Below are 23,616 nucleotides of genomic sequence, written 5' to 3' on the forward strand. Positions count from 1 at the left end.
CGCCGCTGTTTAGAAGTCGCTGCGCCGGGTAGCAGTCGGAGGAGAAGGAGGTGACCATGCGGATGACCGGAGCCGGTTACACCGTCGTCGTGCCGACGGCGGGCCGGGCATCGTTGCGGGCCCTCCTGGCCTCTCTCGACTCGGGTACCGGCCCCGCACCCGCCGAGGTGCTCGTGGTCGGCACGCCCACCGAGACCCCCGAGATTTCCCTGCCGGTACGGGTGTTGCCCGGCGGGACGCGCAACGACGGCTGGCGGGCCGCGAACACTGAATGGGTCGTCTTCCTCGACGAGGACGTGCGGCTGCCCGCCGACTGGCGCGAACGCCTCACCGTCGACCTCACAGCGCTGCCGGCGCGGGTGGCCGCCTCGCGGGGACACCTCGTCGTCCCGCCCGCCACCGGCGGCCGCCGCCCCACCGAGGACGAGCGCCGCGACGCCGAACAAGCCCACGGCTGGAGCCTGGCCGATTTCGCTTGCCGTCACGAGGTTCTCGCCGCGCTGGGCGGGTTCGACGACCGGCTTTCCGCCCCGGGAGCGGATTTCGTCGAGCGGCTGCGGCGTGCGGGGTTCGACGTCGAGCACGGCGCGCGGCTGGCGCTGCGCCCTTCGCGGCAGCGCGGCTTCTTCGCCAGTGTCCTGGAACAACGCGCCCACGCCGACGCCGCGCTGCTGCGCCGGAAGCACAGCACGCCGGCCGCTCCGCTGGGCAGGCACCTCCTCGCCACGGCCGCGGGATTCGCGGCCGCGGGGCTGGCGGTGGCCCGCAAACCGCAGGGAGCGGCGGCCGCCGGCGCGGCCTGGCTGGGACTGACCGTCGACTCCGCGCTGCGCCGCATCCTGCCCGGCCCGCGCTCCCGCGCGGAGGTGGCGCGGATCGCGGTCACCAGTGCGCTGATCCCGCCCGCCGCCGTGTTTTCCCGGCTCTACGGCGAAATCTCCGCACTGCGGGAGAAGCCACGGACACCGCGGGCGATCCTGTTCGACCGCGACGACACGATCATCGTCAACGAGCCCTACCTCAACGACCCGAAGCTCGTGCGGCCGATGCCCGGCGCCGAGCAGGTGCTGCGGCGGCTGCGCGAAGCCGGCGTGCCGGTCGGCATCGTCAGCAACCAGTCCGGGATCGCGCGCGGGCTCATCACGCCCGGCCAGCTCGCCGAGGTCAACGCCAGGGTCGAGGAACTGCTCGGGCCGTTCGGCACGTGGCAGGTGTGCGTGCACGGCGAGGCCGACGGCTGCGCCTGCCGCAAGCCGAAGCCCGGCCTGGTCCGGCAGGCCGCGCGGGCGCTGGGCGTCCGGCCGCGGGACTGCGTGGTGATCGGGGACATCGGTGCCGACGTCGAGGCCGCGCGGGCGGCCGGGGCGACCGGCATCCTCGTGCCGACCTCGCGCACGCGGGAGGAGGAGGTCCGGTCGGCGCCACACGTGGCGCGGGACCTCGTGGAAGCGGTCGGGCTGGCGATGGGGGAGCGGTCGTGGTGAAGGTTTTGGTGGCACGCCTGGACAACGCGGGTGACGTGCTGATCACGGGGCCTGCCGTGCGGGCCGTCGCGGCGGGTGCGGACTCGGTGACGATGCTCGCCGGACCGCACGGCCGCGCCGCCGCCGAGGTGCTGCCCGGCGTCGACGAGGTCGTCACGTGGTGCGCACCCTGGATCGACCCCGAACCGCCCGCGATCACGCGCGAGCACCTGGACGAGCTGCGCGACCGCGTGCGTGCCGGGAACTTCGACAAGGCGTTGATCTTCACGTCGTTCCACCAGTCCGCGCTGCCGCTCGCGCTGCTGTTGCGCGAGTGCGGGGTGCCGTGGATCGGAGCCATCAGCGAGGACTACCCGGGGGCCCTGCTGGACCTGCGCCACCGTGTGGACGGCGATCCGCCTGAACCCGAGAGAGCGCTTTCCCTGGCGCGGGCGGCCGGTTTCGAGCTGCCGCCCGGCGACGACGGCAGGCTCGCCGTCCGGCGCCCGCTGCCCGACGTCTCCCACCTGGTCGGCGAACCCGGCTACGTGGTGGTGCACCCGGCGGCCTCGGTGCCCGCGCGGCAGTGGCCCGCGGAGCACAACGCCGAAGCCGTGCGGTTGCTGGCGGAAAGCGGTTACCGGGTCGTCGTCACCGGCGGCCGCGGGGAGGCGGCGCTGACCGCCCGGGTTGCCGGGGACACCGCGGTGGACCTCACCGGGGCGACCACCTTCGCCGAACTGGCGGCGGTCCTGGCCGGGGCCAGGGCGCTCGTCGCCCCCAACACCGGACCCGCGCACCTCGCGGCGGCCGTCGGCACCCCCGTGGTGTCGCTGTTCGCCCCCGTGGTGCCAGCGGAGCGGTGGGCGCCGTACGGGGTGCCCGTCGTGCTGCTCGGGGACCAGGACGCGCCGTGCCGGGACACCCGTGCGCGCGTCTGCCCGGTACCCGGGCACCCGTGCCTGGCCGGCGTGACGCCCGAGGACGTCTGCCAGGCCGTCGAGAAACTAGGAGGTGCAGCGTGATCGAAGAGCGGTTCGGAGCGTTGTCCGACGCCATGCTGAGGCTGAGCGCGGACGCGCCGAGGATCGAGGCCTGGGGCCGACATCTCGCCGACGTCTTCGCACGCGGCGGCAGGCTGCTGGCGTGCGGCAACGGCGGTAGCGCGGCGGAGGCCCAGCATCTGACCGGCGAGCTGGTGGGCCGGTTCGTCAACGACCGGCAGCCGTTGTCCGCCATCGCGCTGCACGGCGACACGTCGGCGACGACCGCGATCGTCAACGACTACGGCGAGCACGAGGTGTTCGCCCGGCAGGTGCGGGCGCACGGCCGTCCCCGTGACGTGCTGGTGGCGCTGTCCACCAGCGGCCGCAGCCAGAACGTGATCCTCGCGGTGAAGGCGGCGCACGAGATCGGCATGACGACGTGGGCGCTCACCGGCCCCGCGCCGAACGACCTCGCCTCGCTGTGCGACGACGCGATCACCATCGACGCCGAGCGCACGGGCACCGTGCAGGAGGCGCACCTGGCAGTCGTGCACGGGCTGTGCGCGGCGCTCGACGACGCGCTGGGAGTGCCCTCGTGAGCGGGCCGCTGGTGGTGGTCGGCGACGCGCTGCTCGACATCGACGTCGAGGGCACCTCCGAACGCCTGTGCCCGGAAGCGCCGGTGCCCGTGGTCGACGTCGGGCGCGAGTGGCAGCGTCCTGGCGGTGCCGGGCTCGCGGCGCTGCTCGCCGCCCGCTCAGCAGCCGAGGTCGTGCTCATCACCGCGATCGGCGCCGACGAGAGCGGCGCCCGGCTCGCCTCCCTGCTGGAGGGCGAGGTCGAGCTGTGCACGCAGCCGCTCGACGGTGAAACCCCGTGCAAGACCCGCATCCGCGCGGCCCAGCAGTCGGTCGCCCGGCTCGACCGCGGTGGCGGCCGCGCCTCCCGGCGCGCGCTCGACGACCGCACGGTTTCGGTGCTGCGGGGCGCCGGCGCGGTCCTGGTCGCCGACTACGGCCGTGGTGTGGCCGACCACCCGCAGATCCGGGAGCTGCTGGCCGAGGCGGCCACGCGCGTGCCGGTGGTGTGGGACCCGCACCCGCGCGGCGGCGCGCCCGTGCCGGGCGCCCGGCTCGTGACGCCCAACGACAGCGAGGCCGTCAAGTTCTCCGGTGCGGACGCCGACCCGGACGAGCTGGCGAAAGCCTTGCGCGACAAGTGGAACGCGCACGCGGTCGCCGTCACGCTCGGCTCGAAGGGTGCCGTGCTCGCCTCGGGCGACGGCGTGCGCCGCGTGCCGATCCCGAACTCCGCGAAGGTCGCCGCGAGCCTGCGGCCCGACACGTGCGGCGCGGGCGACCGGTTCGCCAGTGCCGCCACCGCCGCCCTGTTCGAGGGCGCGCCGCTGGCCGACGCCGTCGCGACGGCCGTCGAGTCCGCCGCGCGGTTCGTCGCCGCGGGGGCCGCGACCGCCGTGTCCCAGCCCGTCGACGAGACCGAGCCCGAGCCGGTGAGCGACGCGCTGGAGTTCGCCGAGCGCGTCCGGCGCCGGGGCGGGCGGCTGGTGGCCACGGGCGGCTGCTTCGACCTGCTGCACCCCGGGCACGTGTCGTTGCTGCGGCACGCCCGTTCGCTGGGTGACGCGCTCATCGTGTGCGTGAACTCCGACGCCTCCGTGCGCCGGCTCAAGGGCCCGACGCGGCCCGTCGTGCCCGCGGCCGACCGGGTGCGGGTGCTCGCCGCGCTGGAGTCCGTCGACGCGGTCGCGGTGTTCGACGAGTCCTCACCCGCCGCGCTGCTGGAGAAGATCCGGCCGGACGTGTGGGTGAAGGGCGGCGACTACGCGGGCACCGAGCTGCCCGAGGCGGAGGTCGTGCGTGCGCACGGCGGCGAGATCGTGCTGGTTCCGTTCGTCGACGGCTATTCGACGACCCGACTTCTGGAGGGAGTCTCCCATGGGTAACCCCGGCAAGGTGCTGATCACCGGTGGCGCGTCAGGACTGGGCGCCGCGACCGTCGAGGCGGTCGCGCAGGCGGGCGGGCAGCCGCTCGTGCTCGACCTCAAGCCGCCCGCCGCCGACGTGCCGTACGTGCCGGTGGACCTGACCGACACCGCCGCCACCGAGCGTGCCGTGCACGAGATCGCCGAAACGGCGGGCGGGCTGGACGCGGTGTTCACCGCGGCCGGGATCGACACGCCCGGCAAGCTCGACTCGGTGTCCACTTCGGACTGGGAACGCGTCGTGCAGCTCAACCTGTTCGGCACGGCCGCGGTCGTGCGTGCCGCGCTGCCGCACCTGAAGCGCTCGCACGGCAAGGTGATCACGGTCGCCTCGACGCTGGGCATCAAGGCCGTCAGCGACGCCACGGCGTACTGCGCGTCGAAGTGGGGGGTCGTCGGCTTCACGCGGGCGCTCGCCGCGGAGACCGCGGGCGAGGTCGGCGTGACCCTGCTGATCCCCGGCGGGATGCACACGGCGTTCTTCGACAACCGCGACGAGCAGTACAAGCCGCCCGCGGACGCGAAGCTCAACCACCCGGAGAACGTGGCGAAGGCCGTGCTGTTCGCGTTGTCCCAGCCCGCCGGGTGCGAGGTCAGGGAACTGGTCGTCGCCGCCTCCGAAGAGGGCTCCTGGCCGTGACGGACGTGCTGGTGCTGCGGGCACTGGGCATGGGCGACCTGCTCGTGTCCGTGCCCGCGCTGCGCGGGCTGCGCCGGGCCTTCCCGCGGGCGCGCCTCACCCTCGCCGCGCCCGCGGGCCTGCGCCCACTCGCCGCGCTCACCGGCGCCGTGGACGACGTGCTGCCCACGACCGGGCTCGGCGACCTGCGCTGGCCGGGCCCGCCGCCGGAGGTGGCCGTCAACCTGCACGGCAGCGGCCCGCAGAGCATCGACGACCTGCTCACCACGCGTCCGGCGCGGCTGCTGACGCACGCGCATCCCGTGCACCCCACGCTCGCCGGGCCCGCCTGGCGGCGGGACGTGCACGAGGCCGAACGGTGGTGCGAACTGCTGGGCTACCACGGCATCCGCGCCGACCGGTACGACCTGGCGATCGCGAAACCGGACGTCGTGAGCCCGGCTCCCGGCGCGGTCGTCGTGCACCCCGGGGCGGCCTACGGCTCGCGGCGCTGGCCCGCGGACCGCTTCGCCGCCGTCGCCCGCGCACTCGCGGCGGAGGGGCGGCAGGTCGTCGTGACCGGCAGCGCCGGTGAGGCGGAGCTGGCGCGTGCGGTGGCGACGGGAGCCGGACTGGGGGAGGAGGCGGTGCTGGCCGGGCGGACGAGCGTGCTGGAGTTCGCGGCGCTCGTCGCCGGAGCCTCGCTCGTCATCTGCGGCGACACCGGGGCCGGGCACCTCGCCACGGCCTACGGCACGCCTTCGGTCCTGCTGTTCGGCCCGGTCACCCCTGCTCAGTGGGGACCGCCGCCCGGCACCGGGGGCCGGCACGCCGTGCTGTGGCGGGGCAGCTTCGCCGACCCGTTCGCGGACGAACCGGACCCCGGGCTGCTGCGGATCACGCCCGCGGACGTGCTCGCGGCGTGTCCGGACCGGACGGTCAGTGCGCGGCGGCCGCGGGCCGCGGCAGCGTCAGCCAGCTGATCGCGGCGGGCACGTCGGGGCGGAGGGGCAGCAGGCCGGCCAGCCCGGTGAGCTCGATCGGACGGGTCACGGCGCGGTGGCTGCCGACCACCGCCCAGCGCTGGCCCCGCCGCGTGGTGGCGGCGTCGGTGTCGAGCAGGACCTGCAGCCCGGACGAGCCGAGGAAGGTGACGTCCTCGAGGTCGAGGACGAAGTCCGAGGTGCCGAGCCCGGTGTCGAGGTAGTCGCGCAGGACGGGGGCGCCCAGTGCGTCCAGCTCACCGGCCGTGCGGGCCAGCAGGATGCCATCCTGGCGGAGTTCCGCCTCGATCCGGACGTCGTTCAGTGTGTGCACGGCGTCTTCCGATCTTGTCGAGGGTTGGGGAAGAGCCCGCACATCCACAGGGCAGTCATGGGGGCCGCCGGGCGGATGCGGAACGCTCTCCCGGCGCGGCTGCGTCTTCAACCGCTCACCCTCGACCGTACGGACTCCGATGGCGGGCCCGCAAGGCGCTGAGTCGGGTAAAGCCCCTGCTACACGCGGTAATTCGTGAAAGATCTTACGCGACGAGCGTCGCCCAGACGGTCTTCCCGCCGCGCTCCGAGGGCGTGCAGCCCCAGTCCTTGGCCGCCTGCTCGACCATCCTCAGCCCGAAGCCGCCCTGCGCCCCGCCGGCCCGCACGAAGGCCCGCTCGGGGCTGTCGTCGGTGACCGCCACGGTCAGCTCGCCGCGGTCGAGCTCCAGTGTCAGCAGCGGGGTGGACCCGGTGTGCCGGAGGGTGTTCTCCACCAGCTCGCTCGCGACGGTCTCCGCGTCCGGGGTGACCGAGGTGATGCGCCAGTCGAGGCACACCCCGTCGACGAACCGGCGGGCTCTGCGTGGTGCCTCCGGGCTTCTTCCGAGCGTGATCTCCGCACGGCTTCGCATCGGACTTCTCACCCCATACTCCTCGTCACGGACGGGGTTTACCCTCGCCGCCGGAGCCGGAAACCCGGACCCCCCGAGTCCAAAGTGGACCGAGTTTTCCCGTGGTCAGGGCCGGGTAGCCCAGCGGAATGGACGAGAAGAGCCTGCTCCACACGCTGACGAAGGTGGTGAACACCCTGGCCGCGGCGGACATCGACTTCGCGGTGGCCGGGGGGTGCGCGGTCTACGCCCGCGGCGGCCCCTCCTCGGACCACGACGTCGACGTGTTCGTCCGCGAGGCGGACGTGCGGGCGGCGCAGCGGGCGCTCGTCGACGCGGGCATGCGCCCCGAGGAGCCGCCGGAGGACTGGCTCACCAAGGTCTACGACGGCGACGTGCTGGTCGACCTCATCTTCCGGCCCAACTACCGCCCCCAGCTCGACGACGTGCTGGACAGGGCCGAGCGGATGCGGGTCGGCCCCGCGCTCGCGAAGGTGGTCACCGGCACCGACCTCATGGTGGACAAGCTGCTGGTGCTCGACGCGCACCGCTGCGACTTCACCCCGCTCCTGACGATCGCCCGTGACCTGCGGGAACAGGTCGACTGGGACCGGGTCGCCGCGGAAACCGCCGAGTCGCCGTACGCCCGCTCGTTCCTGACCCTGCTGGAAGCGCTTTCCATAGCCGACACAGCCGACACGGCGGACACAGCCGAGGCCGAGAGGACGGCATCATGACCGAGCCCGAACAGAGCCCGCAGTACCGGGTCGCGCACGTGCGGCGTGCGCTGGCCGAGGACCCGCGCACGGCCGAACTGGGCGTGCGGGTCAACGTGCGCGGGGACCACGTGCACCTCTCCGGCGAGGTCGCCACCGAGCAGCGGCGCGCCGAGCTCGAACAGGTGCTCGCCGAGGTGGTCCCCGACGTGGAGCTGCACAACGACGTGCGGGTGTCCGACACCCGCGAACCGGCACGACGGGAGGAGCTGCGGTGATCCGGATCGCTGCCGTCGGGGACGTGCACCTCGGTGAGGACGCGCGGGGGCAGCTGCGTCCCGCGCTGGACAAGCTGGGCGGGCACGCCGACGTGCTGCTGCTCGCGGGGGACCTGACCCGGCACGGCGCGCTCGACGAGGCGCGCGTGGCCGCCGAGGAGTTCGCCGACCTGCCGGTGCCCGTCGTCGCGGTGCTCGGCAACCACGACCACCACGGCGACGCCGCCGACGACATCGCCAAGCTGCTGGAGGACCACGGCATCCGGGTGCTCGAAGGGGACGCGGTGACGATCGACGTCGGGGACCAGCGCCTCGGCATCGCGGGGGTCAAGGGATTCGGCGGCGGATTCGCCGGGAAATGCGCGAGCAATTTCGGCGAACGCGAGATGAAGGCCTTCGTGTGTCACACGATCGAGCGGTCCGAGCGGTTGCGGGAAGCGCTGCGCAGTCTCGACACGGACGTGAAGATCGCTTTGACGCACTATTCGCCGATCCCCGAAACGCTGCGGGGTGAACCGCCCGAGATCTACCCCTTCCTCGGCTGTTACCAGCTGGGCGAGGTGATCGACGAGTGCGGTGTGGACCTGGCGGTCCACGGGCACGCGCACTTCGGCTGCGAGCAGGGCGTGACCCCCGGCGGGGTCCGGGTCCGCAACGTCGCCCAGCCGGTCATCCGCAGCGCGTTCGCCACCTACGGACTGGGGTCTTGATTCACTTTTGAGTCCGGAGGACAGTGGGTAAGCCCGGTCGGCAGCGAGTGCGACGAAGGCGAGGATTTCGGATGACGGAATTGCGGGCCCGGCCCATCGTCCTGGGGAACAGGTACGAGCTGCCGGCGCGGCACCGGCGGGGCCGCATGCTGCTCGACCTCATGCGCACCACCGATCACAAGAAGATCGGGATGATGTACCTGTTCACCTCGCTGGGCTTCTTCGTCGTCGGCGGGTCGCTCGCCCTGCTCATGCGCGGTGAACTGGCCAGGCCGGGCCTGCAGTTCCTGTCCAACGAGCAGTACAACCAGCTGTTCACCATGCACGGCACGATCATGCTGCTGCTGTACGCGACGCCGAACGTGTTCGCGTTCGCCAACCTGATCCTGCCGTTGCAGATCGGTTCTCCCGACGTGGCGTTCCCGCGCCTGAACGCGTTCTCCTACTGGCTGTTCCTGTTCGGCGGGCTGATCGTGTTGTCGTCGTTCGCCACGCCGGGAGGCGCGGCCGATTTCGGTTGGACGGCGTACACCCCGCTTTCGGACTTCACGCATTCGCCGGGTATCGGTGGCAACATGTGGGCGGCGGGCCTGATCGTGTCCGGTCTCGGCACGATCCTCGGCGCGGTCAACATGGTCACGACGATCGTGTGCCTGCGGTGTCCCGGGATGACGATGTGGCGGATGCCCATTTTCACCTGGAACATCCTGTTCACGTCGATCCTGGTGCTCGCGGTGTTCCCGATCCTCACGGCGGCGCTGTTCGCGCTGCTGGCCGACCGGCTGATCGGCGCGCACGCGCTCGACCCGGCGAACGGCGGGGCGATACTGTGGCAGCACCTGTTCTGGTTCTTCGGCCACCCCGAGGTCTACATCATCGCGCTGCCCTATTTCGGGATCGTCACCGAGATCATCCCCGTGTTCAGCAGGAAACCGTTGTTCGGGTACCGGCTGATGGTGTTCGCGACGATCGGCATCACCGCGCTTTCGTTCGCGGTGTGGGCGCACCACATGTTCGCCACCGGCGCGGTGCTGCTGCCGTTCTTCTCGTTCATGACGTTCCTCATCGCGGTGCCGACGGGCATCAAGTTCTTCAACTGGATCGGCACGATGTGGAAGGGCCGGATCTCGTTCGAAAGCCCGATGCTGTGGTCGGTCGGGTTCCTCGTCACGTTCCTGCTCGGCGGGCTGACCGGGATCATCCTCGCGTCGCCGCCGCTGGACTTCCACATCCACGACAGTTACTTCGTGGTGGCGCACTTCCACTACGTGCTGTTCGGCACGATCGTGTTCGCGACGTTCGCCGGGGTGTACTTCTGGTTCCCGAAGATGACCGGCCGGATGCTCAACGAACCGCTGGCGAAACTGCATTTCTGGACCACGTTCATCGGGTTCCACACGACGTTCCTCGTGCAGCACTGGCTCGGTGACGAGGGCATGCCGCGGCGGTACGCGGACTACCTGCCTTCGGACGGTTTCACGGTGCTGAACACCATTTCGACGATCGGCGCGTTCATCCTCGGCGCGTCGATGCTGCCGTTCATCTACAACGTGGTCCGCAGCTACCGTTTCGGTGATCCGGTCGAAGTGGACGATCCCTGGGGCTTCGGCAACTCGCTGGAGTGGGCCACGACGTGCCCGCCGCCGCGGCACAACTTCCTTGAGCTGCCGAGGATCCGCTCCGAGCGGCCTGCTTTCGAGCTGCACTACCCGCACATGATCGACCGCCTGCACGAAGAGGGGCACATCACGCTCACGGGCAAGACGGTGCCGCATTCGGAGGCGCAGGAAACGCCTTCGGAAAAGGCGTCTCAGGCCAGCACTCCTCACGATTAGTGCTCGTCGTCCCCGGGTAGCCGGTCGCCAGAGGCGACTTGGAGGAGACGACGATGAGTGACACAGCCGGTCGCGGGTCGACGGCGGTCGAGGACCGCTCGATCGCGCAGCTGATCCAGGACCTGTCCGAGCAGATGCGCCGTCTCGTGCGGGACGAGCTGCGTCTGGCCACCGAGGAGCTGAAGCAGAAGGGCAGGCACGCCGGCCTCGGCGCCGGGCTCACCGGCGTCGCCGGGGTCACGGCGTTCTTCGGCGCGGCGGTGCTGATCGCGGCGGCCGTGCTCGGGCTCGCGCTCGTCCTGCCGGGCTGGGCCGCAGCGGTGATCATCGGCGTCGCGCTGCTCGCCATCGCCGGGATCGCCGCGCTCGTGGGCACGAAGCAGCTGAAGGCCGCGGTGCCGCCGATCCCCGAGGAGGCCGCGGCGGGTGTGCAGAAGGACGTCGAGATCGTGAAGCAGAGGGGGCACGGCAATGCCCGAGCCTGACACCTTCCCGCGCAACGCGGAACAGGCGCGCCTGGACGCCGAGCTGACCCGGCAGGAGCTGGGTGAGACCGCCGAGGCGCTGGCCGAAAAGGTCAAGGAGACCGCGCACACGACGCAGCGTGCCGCGCTCACCACCGGTGCGGCGGTCGGCGCGGCGGTGCTGCTGGTGCTGTTGATCAAGAAGCTCGTCAGCAGGAGGTGAGCATGGTCCACCACGTCGAGGTCGACCAGGAGCTGTGGGACGAGTTCCACCGCGTCGTCAACATGTCGTCGCGGGAACTGAGCGAGTGGCTGCGGGTGCGGTCCGCCGAGCCGGACGCCGAGGAGCTGCCGGACCAGGCGGGGACCCAGACCGGCAGGCACGTGCTGGACATCCTGCAGAAGCGCCGGGTGGACCTCACGGATGACGACGAGCGCGTGATGCGGAAGGTCGTCGACCGGATCCACGCCGAACGGCGGGACGACCTGGAACCGACCGCGGGACAGGAGAACTGGCGGCACCGCCTGATGTCGCTGGGGCACGACCCGCTGAAGGGAGCGCGCTGATGGAGCGCGGCAGCGACAAGAACGGCCCCCGCGAGGACGACGCGCTGAAGGCCGAGCTGCGGGGCATGCTGCAAGGCAACGGCCCCAGCCGCGCCGAAGAATGGCGCGATCCGGAACCCCCTGCGGATGATGATCCCGAGGTGCCGCCTGCTGGGGCGTCTCAGGGGTAGCGCCGGGCGGTGGCCTTCGCCGCGCGATTGTCGCTGGAGTGGGCGGGCAGTCGTCGGGGTAGTGCTGCCGTCCTCTGGCCGCGAGGCAGGGGCCTCGGCGGGAGTTACCGGGAAACCGCTCCAGGGGCAGCGCCTCCGGTACCGGCCGGGCTGGGCGCGATCGCCACCGCCCCGGCGGCAGGGGCCCTCGGCCCCGGCGGGAGGAGGCGTTCCGGCCCTGGCGAGAAGCGGCCCAGGCCCCAGCCCCGGCACCCCGGCCCAGGTCCAGGCACCAGGCCCAACGGCAGGCACCCCGGCCCCGGCGCCCGCCCCGGCGGGAGGCGGCCCAGGCTCCGGCCTGAGCACCCCCGGCCCTGGCACCCCGGTCCCGGCACAGGTCCAGGCGCCAGGCCCCGACGGCAGGCACCGCAGTCCCGGCGCCCGCCCCGGCTGGAGGCGACCCCGGCGGCAGGAGGCATTCCGCCTGGCGAGAGGCGGCTTAGGCCCCAGCCCCGGCACCCCGACCCGGGTCCAGGCACCAGTCCCCAACGGCTGGCGCACCCAGCCCTGGCGGCAGGCACACCGGCCCCGGCGCCCGCCCCGGCGGGAGGCGGCCTAGGCGCCAGGCCTCCGCCCCCCGGCCCCGGCCCCCGGTCCCGGCCCAGGCGCCCGGCACCTCCGGCGCCCCAGCCCCAGCCCCCGCGGCAGGCACCCAGCCCCAGCCCCGCCCCCAACCCCCAGCCCAGCGGGCAAACCCCTCAGCCGTAGAGCTTCGCGGCGTACTCCGGGCCGTAGTAGCGCTCCAGCTCCTCCAGCGAGTCCTCCGGGCGCTCGAGCGTCCGGGCGATCACGGGCCGGGGTGGCACCGACTCCGGCTGCCACGTCTCCGGCCGCCACAGCTTGGAGCGCATGAAGGCCTTCGCGCAGTGGTGGAAGATCTCCTCGATCTCCACCACCAGCGCCAGCACCGGCCGGTGCCCCTTCACGACCATGTCGTCGAAGAACGGCGCCTTGCGGACCAGCCGGGCCCGCCCGTTGATCCGGAGCGTGTCGCCGCGGCCCGGCACGAAGTAGATGAGCCCGACGTGCGGGTTCGCGAGGATGTTGCGGAACCCGTCCGCCCGTTTGTTGCCCGGCCGTTCCGGGAGGGCGATCGTGATGTCGTCGAGCACGAGCGTGAACCCGGGCGGATCGCCCTTCGGGGAGACGTCGCACGAGCCGTCGGGGCCCGAGGTGGCGATGAGGCAGAACGGCGAACTCGCCAGCCACTGCCGGTCGAACTCGTGCAGCGCCGGGCGCTCCTTCCGCAGCGCGGCGGCCGCCGGCTCGCCGAGCAGCTCACGCAGTTCTTCCTCCGAGGTCAGCTCTTCCACGTCCATGGCGCCGACCCTAGCGGCACCATGGTCAACTGCGGGACTGATTAACGCACCGCCAACGGCAGCGTGAAATGCGTGGTTTCGTGCGTGGTTTCCCGTTCCTCGACGGTGAGCGGGCCGAGCCCGCCCAGTGCGGCGATCACCTCCTCCACCAGCCGGGGCGGCGCCGAGGCACCCGCCGTCAGGCCGATGACGTTCGCCTCCGCGAGCCAGGACGGCCGGATGTCGTGGGCGTCGTCGATCAGGTGCGCCGGCGTGCCCTGCCGCCGGGCCAGCTCCACGAGCCGCACCGAGTTCGACGAGTTCGCCGAACCCACCACGAGCAGCACGTCCGCGTCCGCCGCGACCGAGCGGAGCGCGTCCTGGCGGTTGGTGGTGGCGTAGCAGATGTCGTCGGTCGCCGGGCCGCGCAGCTTCGGGAACCGGTCCCGCAACACCGCGACCACCTCCGCCGTCTCCTCCACGCGCAACGTGGTCTGCGTCAGGTACGACACGCGGGACGGATCGGGCACCCGCACGCGCCGCGCGTCCTCGACCGACTGCACGAGCACCGTCCGCGCCGGCGCTTCGCCCAGCGTGCCCTCCACCTCCTCGTGCCCGGCGTGCCCGATCAACAGCACCGTGTCGCCGCGCGCCGCGAACCGCTGCGCCTCCGCGTGCACCTTCGTCACCAGCGGGCACGTCGCGTCGACCACCGCCAGCCGCCGGCGTTTCGCCTCGGCCCGCACGGCGGGGGAGACACCGTGCGCGGAGAACACCACCGTCGCCTCCCTCGGCACCTGCGACAGCTCGTCGACGAAAACCGCGCCCCGCGCCTCCAAACCGGCGACGACATGTCGATTGTGGACGATCTGCTTGCGCACGTAGACCGGCCCGCCGCGCTGGTCGAGCAGCCGTTCGACGACCTCGATCGCGCGTTCCACCCCCGCGCAGAAGGAACGCGGCGAGGCGAGCAGGACCTTCCGCGCCCGCCCCGCCGCCGCGAGCCACGCGGCACCCGCCGCGCAGACCGCCGCGGTCAGCTCCGGCGACGGCGGGTTCGGCAGGGCCAGGCCGAGCCCCGCCTCCCCGCCCGCCACCGGGAACACCGTCCGCAGCGCCACCGCACCCCGGTCGGCGGTACCCGCGTGCAGGTGCCCGCACCCCGCGCCGGCGCAGCTCGCCCTCCAGCAGCACCGCCGCGGGGCACGGCACGGCGGGCCTGCTGGGCCACAGGAGGTCGTCGGCGACCAGCACGCTCCCCGGCGCCGACCGGCCGGGATCGTTCGCGGCGAGGATGCTCTGGGCTGCGGTGAAGGACATGGCTCTCCTAGGAATCGCGGCGGGCGAGGAGCTGGGCCAGCGCGGCCAGCTCGGCGTGGGGGCGGTCTCGGGGGGTGGCGGCGCGGAGGTGGGCCAGCGCGCGGCCGAGCAGGATCTCGGACTGGGCTTCGCTCCACGCGCGGCCACCCGCGCGCTCGACGAGGTCCGCCGCGTGCGCGAGCTCGTCGGGGGACAGCCCGTCCGGCGACCGGTACAGCTCCGCCAGTGCACGGCCCTCGGGCGTGCCCGACGCCAGCGCGGCCACGACGGGCAGGGATTTCTTGCGGTTGCGCAGATCCGAGAACACCGGCTTGCCCGTCACGGCCGGTTCGCCCCAGATGCCGAGCAGGTCGTCGGCGAACTGGAACGCCAGCCCGGCCTCCTCGCCGAAGCGGCCGAGCTGCCGGATCTGGTCCGGGGTGCCGCCGCCCGCCAGTGCGCCGAGCGCGCACGCGCAGCCCAGCAGCGCCCCCGTCTTGCCCGCGGCCATCTGACGGCACTCCTCGGCACCGACGAACTCGCGCCGCTCGAACTCCAGGTCCGCGCTCTGGCCCTCGACGAGGTCGAGCACCGCGCTCATGAGCACGCGCAACTGGTCCGGATGGCCCGCCAGCAGCTGGGCGGAGAGCGCGAGCAGCGCGTCCCCGGCGAGGATCGCCTGGTCGCTGCCGAACACCTTCCAGACGGTGGGGCGGTGCCGCCGGGTCTCGTCGGAGTCCATCACGTCGTCGTGCACCAGGGAGAAGTTGTGCACCAGCTCGACGGCGACCGCGGCGGGCAGGGCGGGCCGCACCGTGCCGCCCACGGCCTGCGCGGCGAGCAGGACGAGCGCGGGCCGGACCGCCTTGCCGCTGCCGCCGTCGTCGTCCCAGCCGAAGTGGTGCCACACGGGTGCCCGCATCGACGGCGGCAGCCCGGCGGCCGCCGCGCGCAGCTCCGGTTCGACCAGCTCTCTCGCCCAGCCGAGGATCTCCCGTGCGGTCCTGGTCTCCGTCAGTGCCGTCGGTTCGGTCGGCAGTTCGATCTTCATCGTCCCAGCTCCACGTTCTCCAGCAGGCCCAGCGCGTCGGGCACCAGTACCGCCACCGAGTAGTACACACTGACCAAATAGGACAGAATCGCTTTGTCGTCCACGCCCATGAACCGCGCGTTGAGGCCGGGTTCGAGCTCGTCGGGCAGCCCGGGCTGGTGCAGCCCGATCACCCCCTGGCTCTTCTCCCCGGTCCGCATCGCGAGTATCGACGTCGTGTTCGCCGCCGAGACGGGGATCTTGTCGCTGGGCAGGAGCGGCACCCCGCGCCACTCCGTCACGCGGTGCCCTTCCACTTCCGTCTGCCGCGGCGTGATCCCGCGTTTGCTGCACTCCCGGCCGAACGCGGCGATGGCACGCGGGTGGGCGAGGAAGAACGCGGTCTTCCGGCGCCGCGACAACAGCTCGTCGAGGTCGTCGGGGGTGGGCGGGCCGCTGTTCGTCTGCACCCGCTGCCGGAAGTCGACGTTGTGCAGCAACCCGAAGTCCGGGTTGGTGATCAGCTGCTGTTCCTGGCGCTCCCGCAGGGCTTCCACGGTGAGCCGCAGCTGCTGTTCGACCTGGTTCATCGGCTTGTTGAACAGGTCGGCCACGCGGGTGTGCACCCGCACCACGGTCTGCGCGACGCTCAGCTCGTACTCGCGCGGCGAAAGCTCGTAGTCCACGAAGCTGCCGGGCAGCACGGGCTCGCCGCTGTGGCCTGACGCGATGGCAATGTCCGCCTCGCCCAGCTTGTTCTGTGGGCGCGAGGCGGCCTGCCGCAAATCGTCCACATGCGACCGAAGTGGATCCGAGCTTTCCAGCAACCGCAGGAAATCCTCGTGACGCAACACCAGTGCCGTCACCGCTGTAAGCGCTTTCGCAGAGTGCGGCCACGTGCCCGGGGACGCGGCGAGCAGCTGCCGCCCGAGGTACTGGCCGTCGGCGAGCACCCCGAGCGACACGGGATCGCCGTACCGGCCGGACCCGACCGCGGCGACCTTCCCCGAGGCGACGACGAACCCGGCGTCGACGGGCTGTCCCGCCTCGGCGAGCAGCTCACCGGGCCGGTAGGTGCGCTGCTCGAACAGCCGGGCCACCGCCGCCAGCACCACGGGATCGGCGAACCCCCGCAGGAGCGGCAGCTCGGTGAGGCTCTCGGGCACGATCCGGACGTCGTCCGCCGTGCCGTGGTACGCCACCCGCCCCTCGCCCGTCAGGTGGCTCAGCCGCCGGTTCACCCGGTACGTGCCCGCGTCGGTGGACACCCACGGCAGCATGCGCAGCAGCCACCGCGAGCTGATCGCCCGCATCTGCGGTTCGGACTTCGTCGTCGTCGCCAGCCGTCGTGCCGCGGTCGTGCTCAGGCTCAGCCTGGCCCGCGCCTCCACTGTCGTCGTCACCGGGACCAACCCGTCCTAGCGGCCGATCTCGACGTTCTCCAGGATGCCCAGGGCATCGGGCACCAGCACCGCCGCGGAGTAGTACGCCGTGACGAGGTAGGAGATGATCGCCTTGTCGTTGATGCCCATGAACCGCACCGAAAGCCCGGGCTCGAACTCGTCCGGCAGGCCGGTCTGGTGCAGGCCGACCACGCCCTGGTTCTTCTCCCCGGCCCGCAGCAGCAGGATCGAGCTGGTCCTGGTGTCGGACACGCCGATCTTGTTGCACGGCAGGATCGGCACCCCGCGCCAGGCGGGCACCTGCTGCCCGAAGAAGTCCACATTGGAGGGATAGACGCCGCGCGCCGAGCACTCCCTGCCGAACGCGGCGATCGTGCGCGGGTGGGCGAGGAACACCGTCGGTTCCTTCCACACCGTCGCCAGCAGGTCGTCGAGGTCGTCCGGCGTCGGCGGGCCGGAGCGGGTGTGGATGCGCTGCTCGACCGCGGCGTTGTTGAGCAGCCCGAAGTCCAGGTTGTTGATCAGCTCGTGCTCCTGCCGCTCGCGCAGCGCCTCGATGGTCAGCCGCAGCTGCTGCTCGACCTGGTTCATCGGCTTGTTGTAGAGGTCGGCGACGCGCGAGTGGACGCGCAGCACGGTCTGCGCGACGCTCAGCTCGTACTCGCGCGGCGAAAGCTCGTAGTCCACGAAGGTGCCGGGCAGGTCCGGCTCGCCGTCGTGCCCCGACGCGAGGTCGATCGCGGCCTCACCGTAGTCGTTCTGCGGCGCGAGACGGCCCGCCCGGAAGTCCGCCACCTGCCGCTGCAGCGCCTCGGAGGACTCGTAGACCTCGTCGAAGGCCTGCTGCGGCAGCATCAGGACGGTGCACGACGTGAGGGCCTTGACCGTGTACTCCCAGATGTCCTCGGGATCGGCGAGCGTCTTGTCGCCGAAGTGGTCGCCGTTCGCGAGCACGCCGAGCGTGGTCTCGTTCCCGTACTGCCCCGGCCCGATCTTGCACACCTTGCCGTGGGCGATGAGGAAGGCCTGGTCGGAGGGGGAGCCGAACTCGACGATCACGTCGCCGGCTTCGTAGGTCTGCTGCACGAACCGGTCGGCCAGCGCGCGGAGCACGGTCTCGTCGTCGAACCCCCGCAGCAGCGGCAGCTCGGCCAGCTCCGCCGGGATCACGCTGACGTCGGTGCCGGTGCTGACGAACGTGACCCGGCCGTCGCCGACGGTGTAGGTGAGCCGGCGGTTGACCCGGTACGTGCCGCCGTCGGCCTGGACCCACGGCAGGACGCGCAGCAGCCACCGCGACGTGATGGACTGCATCTGCGGGACGGACTTCGTCGTGGTCGCGAGCTGCCGCGCCGCCGCGGTGCTCAGGCTCTGCCGCCGTTCGTTGTCCTCGGCGCGTGCCTCGGCCGATTCGGTAACGGTCACGAGAAATACCACCTATCGATGCTCATACGCCGTCCCGCGATTTCCGCGGCAGCGTCCGGATATCGGAAAAGGCCCAATTCGGCGGGCGAGAACGACGTTAGCACCGGCTATCCGGACCGTACAGTCACTCGACAGTGTGCCCGCCGGACAATTGGCTCGTCAAGAACCGTGGGTGACGGGCCGGGAAAAAGCCTCACCTGAAGGAGGTGGCGGGCCGCGGCCGACCAGGTGAGCGGAGGTGGGGCAGCGGGTTTCCGGCTGGGCCGGACGAGGGGCCGGGTGCGGTCGCGGCGGCGTCACCGTTCGCCTGATCCGCCCAGTGCGAGCCGATTTTTGTTGATCTACTGGGGTTTTCGGCGCCGCCGCAGGTCAGGGGCGGTGTCGTCACGGCTGGTGACCGGGGTGACCCGGTCGGCCCAGCCGGGCCGCCGGTGCGGGTCATCGGCCGGGTCGCTGACCATCGGGAAAAACGTGTTCGAGACGTTTCTCCTGCTCCGTGCGGGGGTTTATCCGAAGTGGGGCCGCGCTGCCGAATGAAAGGAATTGACCGGCCTTGTCGGCGGTTCTGCGGAGAATTAGCGTGAGGCCGGTGAAAATCGTCCCCGGCGCGAACGGAAAACCCGCATGAACGTCTACGTGACCGGTCTGCTGTGGGTGGCGGGGGCGGTCGTGGCCGGGGCGGTCATCGCCTACCTCGTCCGCCGCTACGGGCTGGACGAGGGGCGGCCGGACAACAACGACGCCGCCGGGCAGGCGTTCACGATCGTCGGCGGCCTGCACGCGGTCGTGGTCGCGTTCGTGCTGATCTCGCTGTTCGACGCCGCCGGCACCGTGCGCGACGGTTCCTACCAGGAGACGCAGGCACTGGTGTCGGCCGCCTGGCGGGCGGAGTCCCTGCCGGAGCCGGCGCACTCGGAGGTGCCCGCGCTGGCCCGCCAGTACGCCCAGACGGTGGTGGCGCAGGAGTGGCCGCGCCTGCAGCAGGGGCTCGAACCGGGGCCGGAGGGCTGGTCGCTGGTCAAGCGGATGCGGGAGTCGCTCGACAACACCGAGCTGCCGGACGACGACTGGCTCGTCAACGAGAAGACCGACGCGGCGAGCGACCTGACGGACGTCTACGAGCAGCGGCAGGCCCGGCTCAACGCGGTGCGGGACAACGACGTGGGTCTCGTGCTGTGGTTCGTGCTCGCGGTCGGCAGCGTGATCTTCGTGCTGCTGCCCAACCTCTTCGGCGGCACGAAACTGCTCACGCACGTGATCATCGTGTCCACGCTCGCCGCGACCACGACGCTGCTGTTGTACGCCATCTACCAGATGCAGAACCCGTTCGCGGGTGGGGCGAAGGTGGGCTCGGACGCGTTCGCCCAGGCGATCGCCCGGCTGCGCTGACCCATGTCGGCCAGGCGGATTTCCCACGCCGTCGCGGTGACCGCGCTGCTGGCGATGACGAGTGCCGCGCCCGGTGTGGCGGCGGCGGGCGCGAGCTGCGTCGCGCTGCGGGTGCGCGACTTCGGGAGACCATCCACTGTGGACAGAAGCGAGTACCCGGCGGTGGCGACGACCCGGCTGGGGCCGGTTCCCTACCGGCTCAACGCGCTCGGCTACCTGCGGTCCCGGGACCTCGCGTTCGGCGTGACGCGGGACGGCCGCGTGGTGACGGTCGACCGCCGGGGGCGGACGTCGGACCTGGGCGAGCCCGCGGGGCTGGCGCTCGACGGCGCGACGGCGGGCACGATCTCCGGTGACGTGTGGTACGTGAAGCGCGGGGCCGTACTGTCGCTTGTGGACATCAAGCCGGGGAAGTTGTCGGCGCGGTCACGGGTGGTGCTGTCGCCGGCCACGCTGGCGGCGGACGTGGACGACTTCGTGGCGGGGCCGGACGGCGATCTGTACGGCGTCGCGGCCGAGGGCGCCGTGGTGAGCATCGACCCGGGCAGCGGCGTGATCCGGGAGCTGCCGGGCACGCGACTGCCACGGGCGAGCGCGTACGGCTCGGTCGTGCGTGCGTCCGACGGCAGCCTCTACGTGACGGCGAACAACGTGCTGGGCCGGAGCCGGGAGTACCGGGTCGTGCTGTCGGGGCGGACCGTGACGTCGGTGACCCTGCTGGCGACGGGCACGGCGCTGGAGGGCAGTGATGCGGCGGGTTGCCTGGCGGCGCTCCCAGCGCCCCCCGCTCCGCCTCCACCGCCTCCGCCTGTGGTTACGCCGCCTCCGCCACCACCGCCGCCGGTGGTCACGCCGCCTCCGCCACCCGTGGTGAAGCCCCCACCTCCGCCGGTGGTCACGCCACCCCCGCACCCGGTCCCGCCGCGACCGGCTGCGGTCGTGTCACACCCCCCGCCGCCTCCGGCGCCTTCGGTGACCCCGGCGCCGTCACCGGTGCCGATCGTCCGGCCGGCGCCCCCGCCGCCGCGTCATCCGCCCCCGCCACCGAAGAAGACCCCGGACGCGGCCCCCGACCCCCTCGCCGCGACGAAGGTGAAACGCGACTGGGCGCTGACCGCCCTGATCCTCATCCTGGGCGGCAGCATCGTGGCGCGGCGCATCGCGCGCTGACGCGGAACGTGCGCCGGAGGGCGAGACCCGAAGGCAGCCCGAAGTCCTGAACGGAACGCTCGTCCACACGCACGTCGTCCACCACGTTGCGCACCCTCGACGGCCCCGTCGAGATCGACCTCTCCGGCCTCAGCCGCTGACGCCGGCCGGGTTCGCGCCCGTGTCCAGGTACGTGCCGTGGCCCTCGGCGACCAGGTCCCCGTCGAAGCGCAGGACCTCGCTCACCAGGCCGCCGCGCTGGTTGCGGTAGTTGATCACCAGCGTGCCGACCCCGAAGTACGCGCCGACGACCTCGAAGCGGAGGTCCGGGATCCGGCGCAGTCCTTCGGCCCAGTACTCGCGCAGCGCCGCCTTGCCGCGGATCACGCCGTCCGAGCCGGGCAGCAGCTGCGCCGCGACGGGGGAGGTGAACACCACGTCCTCGGTGAAGTGCGCCAGCAGGGCTTCGAGGTCGTGCGCGTTCCACGCCTTGACCCACTCTTCGACGAAATCCGGTGTCATGCCCGTAACCCTACGCAATCGAGATCCCAGAACGGCGCCGAGTACACGAGCGACCCCGTCATCCACGGTTCGTACGACGGCCGCACCGCGACCTGGAACGCCGGCTCCGGGATCCGCAGCGACGGGGCGCGGAAGCCGAGCGGTGTGGCGGGCGCGAAGCCGCGTTTCCCGTAGTAGCCGGGAGAACCTTCGAGGAACACCAGCGGGACGTCGCCCGCCGCGTCCAGTGCGTGCGCGACCAGACGGGTGCCGACGCCCTGCCGTTGCCACTCCGGCAGCACTCCCAGCGGCGACAACACGTACACGTCCACGAGCCGCCGCGGCGCGTCCAGCCTGCTTGCCGACAACATCACGTGCCCGACGACCCGGTCGTCCACCGTTGCCACGAAGGACAGCGGCGGCAGCGGCGCGGGCGCGGCGTGGAGGGTGTCGACGAGCACCGGGATCCGCGGATCCCCGAACGCGCGCTCGTGCACCTCCCTCACCCGGGGGTGCTCCGCCGCGCGCACCGGCCTGATCTTCACCTGATCGAACGTAGGCGAGAGACGGCCCCGGCGCGAACGAATTCCGCGTCAGGCAGACTGGGCGCATGATCCTGCACCCGATCGGCCGTGTGCGGTCCCCCCGGACCGAGCCCACCGACGACGACTGGGACTCGGTCACCTCGCTGGTCGAACTCGACGGCGCCCGGTTCGGTCCGGCGTCGTTGCGGGGGATCGAGGAGTTCTCCCACGTGGAGATCGTCTACGCCCTCGAACAGACCGGGCACCGCGGCAACCCGGACCAGCCGGGTGTCGGCGTGTTCGCGCAGCGCGGCCGCAACCGGCCCAACGGCATCGGCGTGACCCGCTGCCGCCTGCTCGGCGTCGGGGACCTCACGCTCAAGGTCCGCGGCCTCGACGCCGTCGACGGCAGCCCGGTGCTGGACGTCAAGCCCTACTTCGCGGAGTCCGCGCCGCAGGAGCCCGTCGTCCAGCCCGAGTGGGCCACGCCGCTCGCCACTTCCTAGCGACATTTCGGAAACGGCTTGCGTGGCGGTGCGGGTAGCGGAACCTGGGGCGGCCCCTCGCTCCGGGATCGCCTCCTCATGACCGCCAGGTCACCACGGAGGCGCTGTCCTCGCGAGGAACCGCCCACCCGTCGCCCACCACCACCCTCAACGGACGCGCTCCGCGCGGCGGCCCCGATTCAAACCCGCGGCGGTGCCAGCTGACTGCGTGGTGAAAGCGGCTCCGCCGCTTCAGAAACCCCTTCCTAGGCGTCCAAAGCGAAAACGGTCGTCGAGCGGTAGGTCTGGCCCGGCCGCAGCACGGTGCTCGGGAACGACGGGTGGTTCGGCGAGTCGGGGAAGTGCTGTGTCTCCAGCGCGAACCCGTAGCTCTGCCGGTAGGTCTTCCCGCCGGTGCCGACGAGCGTGCCGTCCAGGAAGTTGCCCGAGTAGAACTGCAGCCCCGGCTCGGTCGTCAGCACCGTGAGTGTCCGCCCGCTGCCCGGGTCGCTCGCCCGCGCCGCCACCGCCAGCGAACCGGACTGGTCGAGCACCCAGTTGTGGTCGTAGCCCTGGCCGATCAGCAGCTGCGGGTCGTCCTCGGCGACGCGTTCCCCAATGGCCGTCGGCCTGCGGAAGTCGAACGGCGTGCCCTGCACCGGGGCGAGCTGCCCGGTCGGGATCTGCGTGCTGTCCGTGGGCAGGTACCGGCTCGCCGCGATCTGCAGCCGCTGGTCGTAGATGTCCCCCGACGACTCGCCCGCCAGGTTCCAGTACGTGTGGTTGGTCAGGTTCACCACCGTCGGCTTGTCCGTGGTGGCTTCGTACCCGATGGTCAGCCGGTTGCGGCTGTCCACTGTGTACGTCACCACGACGCGCAGGGTGCCGGGGTAGCCCTCGTCGCCGTCGGGGCTGGTCAGGCTCAGCCGCAGCCCGCCCGGGATCGTCGCGACGTCCCAGACCTTGTTGTCGAACCCCTCGAGCCCGCCGTGCAGGCTGTTGCCGTTGTTGTTGACCGGCACGTGGTACGTCTTCCCGTCCAGGGTGAACGTGCCCTTCGCGATCCGGTTGCCGTACCGCCCGATCAGCGCCCCGAAGTACACGCCGCCGCCCTCGGGCGGGCTGTTCTTCGCCACGTAGTCCGCCAGCGTCGGGAAGCCGAGCACCACGTTGGCCGTGCGGCCGCGGCGGTCCGGTGCCTCCAGCGTCTGGATGATGCCGCCGTAGGAGAGGATCCGCACGCGCAGCCCGTGGCCGCTGTCGAGGGTGTAGCGGTAGACCGCCACACCGTTCGCCCGGCCGAAGTACTCCTTGCTCACCGAAGGCGGCTTGGCCGCGGCAGTCGCACTCACGGTCGGCAAGCCTACTGTGGCCAGGCCCGCCGCACCGACGGC

Annotated in this window: 27 protein-coding genes; 17 read left to right on the top strand and 10 right to left on the bottom strand. The window is 72.1% G+C overall.

Annotated features, from left to right (window positions below; genetic code table 11):
* Positions 1-56 precede the first annotated feature (56 nt).
* The 6 genes from BMZ92_RS26895 to BMZ92_RS26920 are packed head-to-tail and all read left to right on the top strand — an operon-like array spanning position 57 to position 6,053.
* The gene (locus tag BMZ92_RS26895; protein WP_342743522.1) at positions 57-1,484 is read left to right on the top strand and encodes an HAD-IIIA family hydrolase; all 1,428 of its coding nucleotides are present in this window, start codon (positions 57-59) and stop codon (positions 1,482-1,484) included.
* Complete coding sequence (locus BMZ92_RS26900; RefSeq protein ID WP_245783268.1) at positions 1,478-2,488, top strand: glycosyltransferase family 9 protein; 1,011 nt, start codon at positions 1,478-1,480, stop codon at positions 2,486-2,488. Before BMZ92_RS26895 ends, BMZ92_RS26900 begins: the two co-directional genes overlap by 7 nt.
* Positions 2,485-3,048 (top strand): D-sedoheptulose-7-phosphate isomerase, encoded by a 564-nt coding sequence (locus tag BMZ92_RS26905; protein ID WP_177228885.1) that lies wholly within the window; start codon positions 2,485-2,487, stop codon positions 3,046-3,048. The genes BMZ92_RS26900 and BMZ92_RS26905 overlap by 4 nt, the downstream gene beginning before the upstream one ends.
* Positions 3,045-4,412, top strand: a complete 1,368-nt coding sequence (gene rfaE2 / locus BMZ92_RS26910; RefSeq protein ID WP_091513048.1) for a D-glycero-beta-D-manno-heptose 1-phosphate adenylyltransferase — start codon at positions 3,045-3,047, stop codon at positions 4,410-4,412. Before BMZ92_RS26905 ends, rfaE2 begins: the two co-directional genes overlap by 4 nt.
* Positions 4,405-5,091 (top strand): SDR family oxidoreductase, encoded by a 687-nt coding sequence (locus tag BMZ92_RS26915; protein WP_091513052.1) that lies wholly within the window; start codon positions 4,405-4,407, stop codon positions 5,089-5,091. Before rfaE2 ends, BMZ92_RS26915 begins: the two co-directional genes overlap by 8 nt.
* Positions 5,092-5,120: 29 nt before the next feature.
* Complete coding sequence (locus BMZ92_RS26920; RefSeq protein ID WP_091513271.1) at positions 5,121-6,053, top strand: glycosyltransferase family 9 protein; 933 nt, start codon at positions 5,121-5,123, stop codon at positions 6,051-6,053.
* Here the strand turns inward: BMZ92_RS26920 and BMZ92_RS26925 are convergent.
* Entirely contained in the window at positions 6,010-6,387 is a 378-nt protein-coding gene (locus BMZ92_RS26925; RefSeq protein WP_091513054.1) for an anti-sigma factor antagonist, read from the bottom strand. The two genes, BMZ92_RS26920 and BMZ92_RS26925, sit on opposite strands and share 44 nt — an antisense overlap.
* A 205-nt stretch (positions 6,388-6,592) precedes the next feature.
* Positions 6,593-6,961, bottom strand: coding sequence for an ATP-binding protein (locus BMZ92_RS26930; RefSeq protein WP_091513057.1), 369 nt, complete (start codon positions 6,959-6,961; stop codon positions 6,593-6,595).
* A gap of 128 nt (positions 6,962-7,089) precedes the next feature.
* Between BMZ92_RS26930 and BMZ92_RS26935 the strand changes: the two genes are divergently transcribed.
* The 8 genes from BMZ92_RS26935 (at position 7,090) to BMZ92_RS37550 (ending at position 11,680) form a co-directional block, all read left to right on the top strand.
* Entirely contained in the window at positions 7,090-7,677 is a 588-nt protein-coding gene (locus BMZ92_RS26935) for a nucleotidyltransferase family protein (RefSeq protein ID WP_091513060.1), read from the top strand.
* Positions 7,674-7,934, top strand: coding sequence for a BON domain-containing protein (locus BMZ92_RS26940; protein ID WP_091513063.1), 261 nt, complete (start codon positions 7,674-7,676; stop codon positions 7,932-7,934). Before BMZ92_RS26935 ends, BMZ92_RS26940 begins: the two co-directional genes overlap by 4 nt.
* The gene (locus BMZ92_RS26945) at positions 7,931-8,644 is read left to right on the top strand and encodes a metallophosphoesterase family protein (RefSeq protein ID WP_218153561.1); all 714 of its coding nucleotides are present in this window, start codon (positions 7,931-7,933) and stop codon (positions 8,642-8,644) included. Before BMZ92_RS26940 ends, BMZ92_RS26945 begins: the two co-directional genes overlap by 4 nt.
* A gap of 71 nt (positions 8,645-8,715) precedes the next feature.
* Positions 8,716-10,479: an aa3-type cytochrome oxidase subunit I gene (gene ctaD / locus BMZ92_RS26950; protein ID WP_091513066.1), complete on the top strand. Its 1,764-nt coding sequence runs from the start codon at positions 8,716-8,718 to the stop codon at positions 10,477-10,479.
* A gap of 53 nt (positions 10,480-10,532) precedes the next feature.
* The gene (locus tag BMZ92_RS26955) at positions 10,533-10,964 is read left to right on the top strand and encodes a phage holin family protein (protein WP_091513069.1); all 432 of its coding nucleotides are present in this window, start codon (positions 10,533-10,535) and stop codon (positions 10,962-10,964) included.
* Positions 10,951-11,166, top strand: coding sequence for a DUF3618 domain-containing protein (locus BMZ92_RS26960; protein WP_091513071.1), 216 nt, complete (start codon positions 10,951-10,953; stop codon positions 11,164-11,166). Before BMZ92_RS26955 ends, BMZ92_RS26960 begins: the two co-directional genes overlap by 14 nt.
* A 2-nt stretch (positions 11,167-11,168) precedes the next feature.
* On the top strand, positions 11,169-11,510 hold the full coding sequence (locus BMZ92_RS26965; protein ID WP_091513073.1) for a DUF3140 domain-containing protein: 342 nt from the start codon (positions 11,169-11,171) through the stop codon (positions 11,508-11,510).
* Positions 11,510-11,680: a hypothetical protein gene (locus tag BMZ92_RS37550; protein WP_177228886.1), complete on the top strand. Its 171-nt coding sequence runs from the start codon at positions 11,510-11,512 to the stop codon at positions 11,678-11,680. Before BMZ92_RS26965 ends, BMZ92_RS37550 begins: the two co-directional genes overlap by 1 nt.
* Positions 11,681-12,417: 737 nt before the next feature.
* On the opposite strand, the gene BMZ92_RS26970 is transcribed toward BMZ92_RS37550, so the two are convergent.
* The 5 genes from BMZ92_RS26970 to BMZ92_RS26990 all read right to left on the bottom strand — a co-directional run bounded on the left by BMZ92_RS26970 (position 12,418) and on the right by BMZ92_RS26990 (position 18,174).
* Entirely contained in the window at positions 12,418-13,038 is a 621-nt protein-coding gene (locus tag BMZ92_RS26970; protein ID WP_091513076.1) for a pyridoxamine 5'-phosphate oxidase family protein, read from the bottom strand.
* A 41-nt stretch (positions 13,039-13,079) separates the two neighbouring features.
* A complete protein-coding gene (ispH, locus tag BMZ92_RS26975) occupies positions 13,080-13,991 on the bottom strand; it encodes a 4-hydroxy-3-methylbut-2-enyl diphosphate reductase (RefSeq protein WP_425425864.1) in 912 nt (303 codons plus the stop codon).
* Positions 13,992-14,344: 353 nt separating this feature from the next.
* Positions 14,345-15,367, bottom strand: coding sequence for a polyprenyl synthetase family protein (locus BMZ92_RS26980; RefSeq protein ID WP_091513079.1), 1,023 nt, complete (start codon positions 15,365-15,367; stop codon positions 14,345-14,347).
* Positions 15,364-16,758: a family 2B encapsulin nanocompartment shell protein gene (locus BMZ92_RS26985; protein ID WP_425425862.1), complete on the bottom strand. Its 1,395-nt coding sequence runs from the start codon at positions 16,756-16,758 to the stop codon at positions 15,364-15,366. Before BMZ92_RS26985 ends, BMZ92_RS26980 begins: the two co-directional genes overlap by 4 nt.
* Before the next feature lie 6 nt (positions 16,759-16,764).
* A complete protein-coding gene (locus BMZ92_RS26990) occupies positions 16,765-18,174 on the bottom strand; it encodes a family 2B encapsulin nanocompartment shell protein (protein ID WP_245783271.1) in 1,410 nt (469 codons plus the stop codon).
* Between the two features lie 624 nt (positions 18,175-18,798).
* On the opposite strand from BMZ92_RS26990, the gene BMZ92_RS26995 reads away from it, so the two are divergent.
* On the top strand, positions 18,799-19,563 hold the full coding sequence (locus tag BMZ92_RS26995; RefSeq protein ID WP_091513082.1) for a bestrophin-like domain: 765 nt from the start codon (positions 18,799-18,801) through the stop codon (positions 19,561-19,563).
* 3 nt (positions 19,564-19,566) lie between these two features.
* Positions 19,567-20,733, top strand: coding sequence for a DUF6923 family protein (locus tag BMZ92_RS37555; RefSeq protein WP_091513084.1), 1,167 nt, complete (start codon positions 19,567-19,569; stop codon positions 20,731-20,733).
* 129 nt (positions 20,734-20,862) lie between these two features.
* Here BMZ92_RS37555 and BMZ92_RS27005 read toward each other — a convergent pair whose 3' ends face one another.
* Together BMZ92_RS27005 and BMZ92_RS27010 are read right to left on the bottom strand one after the other, a co-directional pair.
* Entirely contained in the window at positions 20,863-21,234 is a 372-nt protein-coding gene (locus BMZ92_RS27005; protein ID WP_091513086.1) for a nuclear transport factor 2 family protein, read from the bottom strand.
* A complete protein-coding gene (locus BMZ92_RS27010; protein ID WP_091513088.1) occupies positions 21,231-21,758 on the bottom strand; it encodes a GNAT family N-acetyltransferase in 528 nt (175 codons plus the stop codon). Before BMZ92_RS27010 ends, BMZ92_RS27005 begins: the two co-directional genes overlap by 4 nt.
* A 65-nt stretch (positions 21,759-21,823) precedes the next feature.
* On the opposite strand from BMZ92_RS27010, the gene BMZ92_RS27015 reads away from it, so the two are divergent.
* On the top strand, positions 21,824-22,243 hold the full coding sequence (locus BMZ92_RS27015) for an SAM-dependent methyltransferase (RefSeq protein WP_091513097.1): 420 nt from the start codon (positions 21,824-21,826) through the stop codon (positions 22,241-22,243).
* A gap of 245 nt (positions 22,244-22,488) precedes the next feature.
* On the opposite strand, the gene BMZ92_RS27020 is transcribed toward BMZ92_RS27015, so the two are convergent.
* Positions 22,489-23,574, bottom strand: coding sequence for an aldose epimerase family protein (locus BMZ92_RS27020; RefSeq protein ID WP_245783272.1), 1,086 nt, complete (start codon positions 23,572-23,574; stop codon positions 22,489-22,491).
* Positions 23,575-23,616: the final 42 nt, after the last annotated feature.

Source organism: Amycolatopsis sacchari, from assembly GCF_900114035.1.
Lineage (GTDB): Bacteria > Actinomycetota > Actinomycetes > Mycobacteriales > Pseudonocardiaceae > Amycolatopsis_E > Amycolatopsis_E sacchari.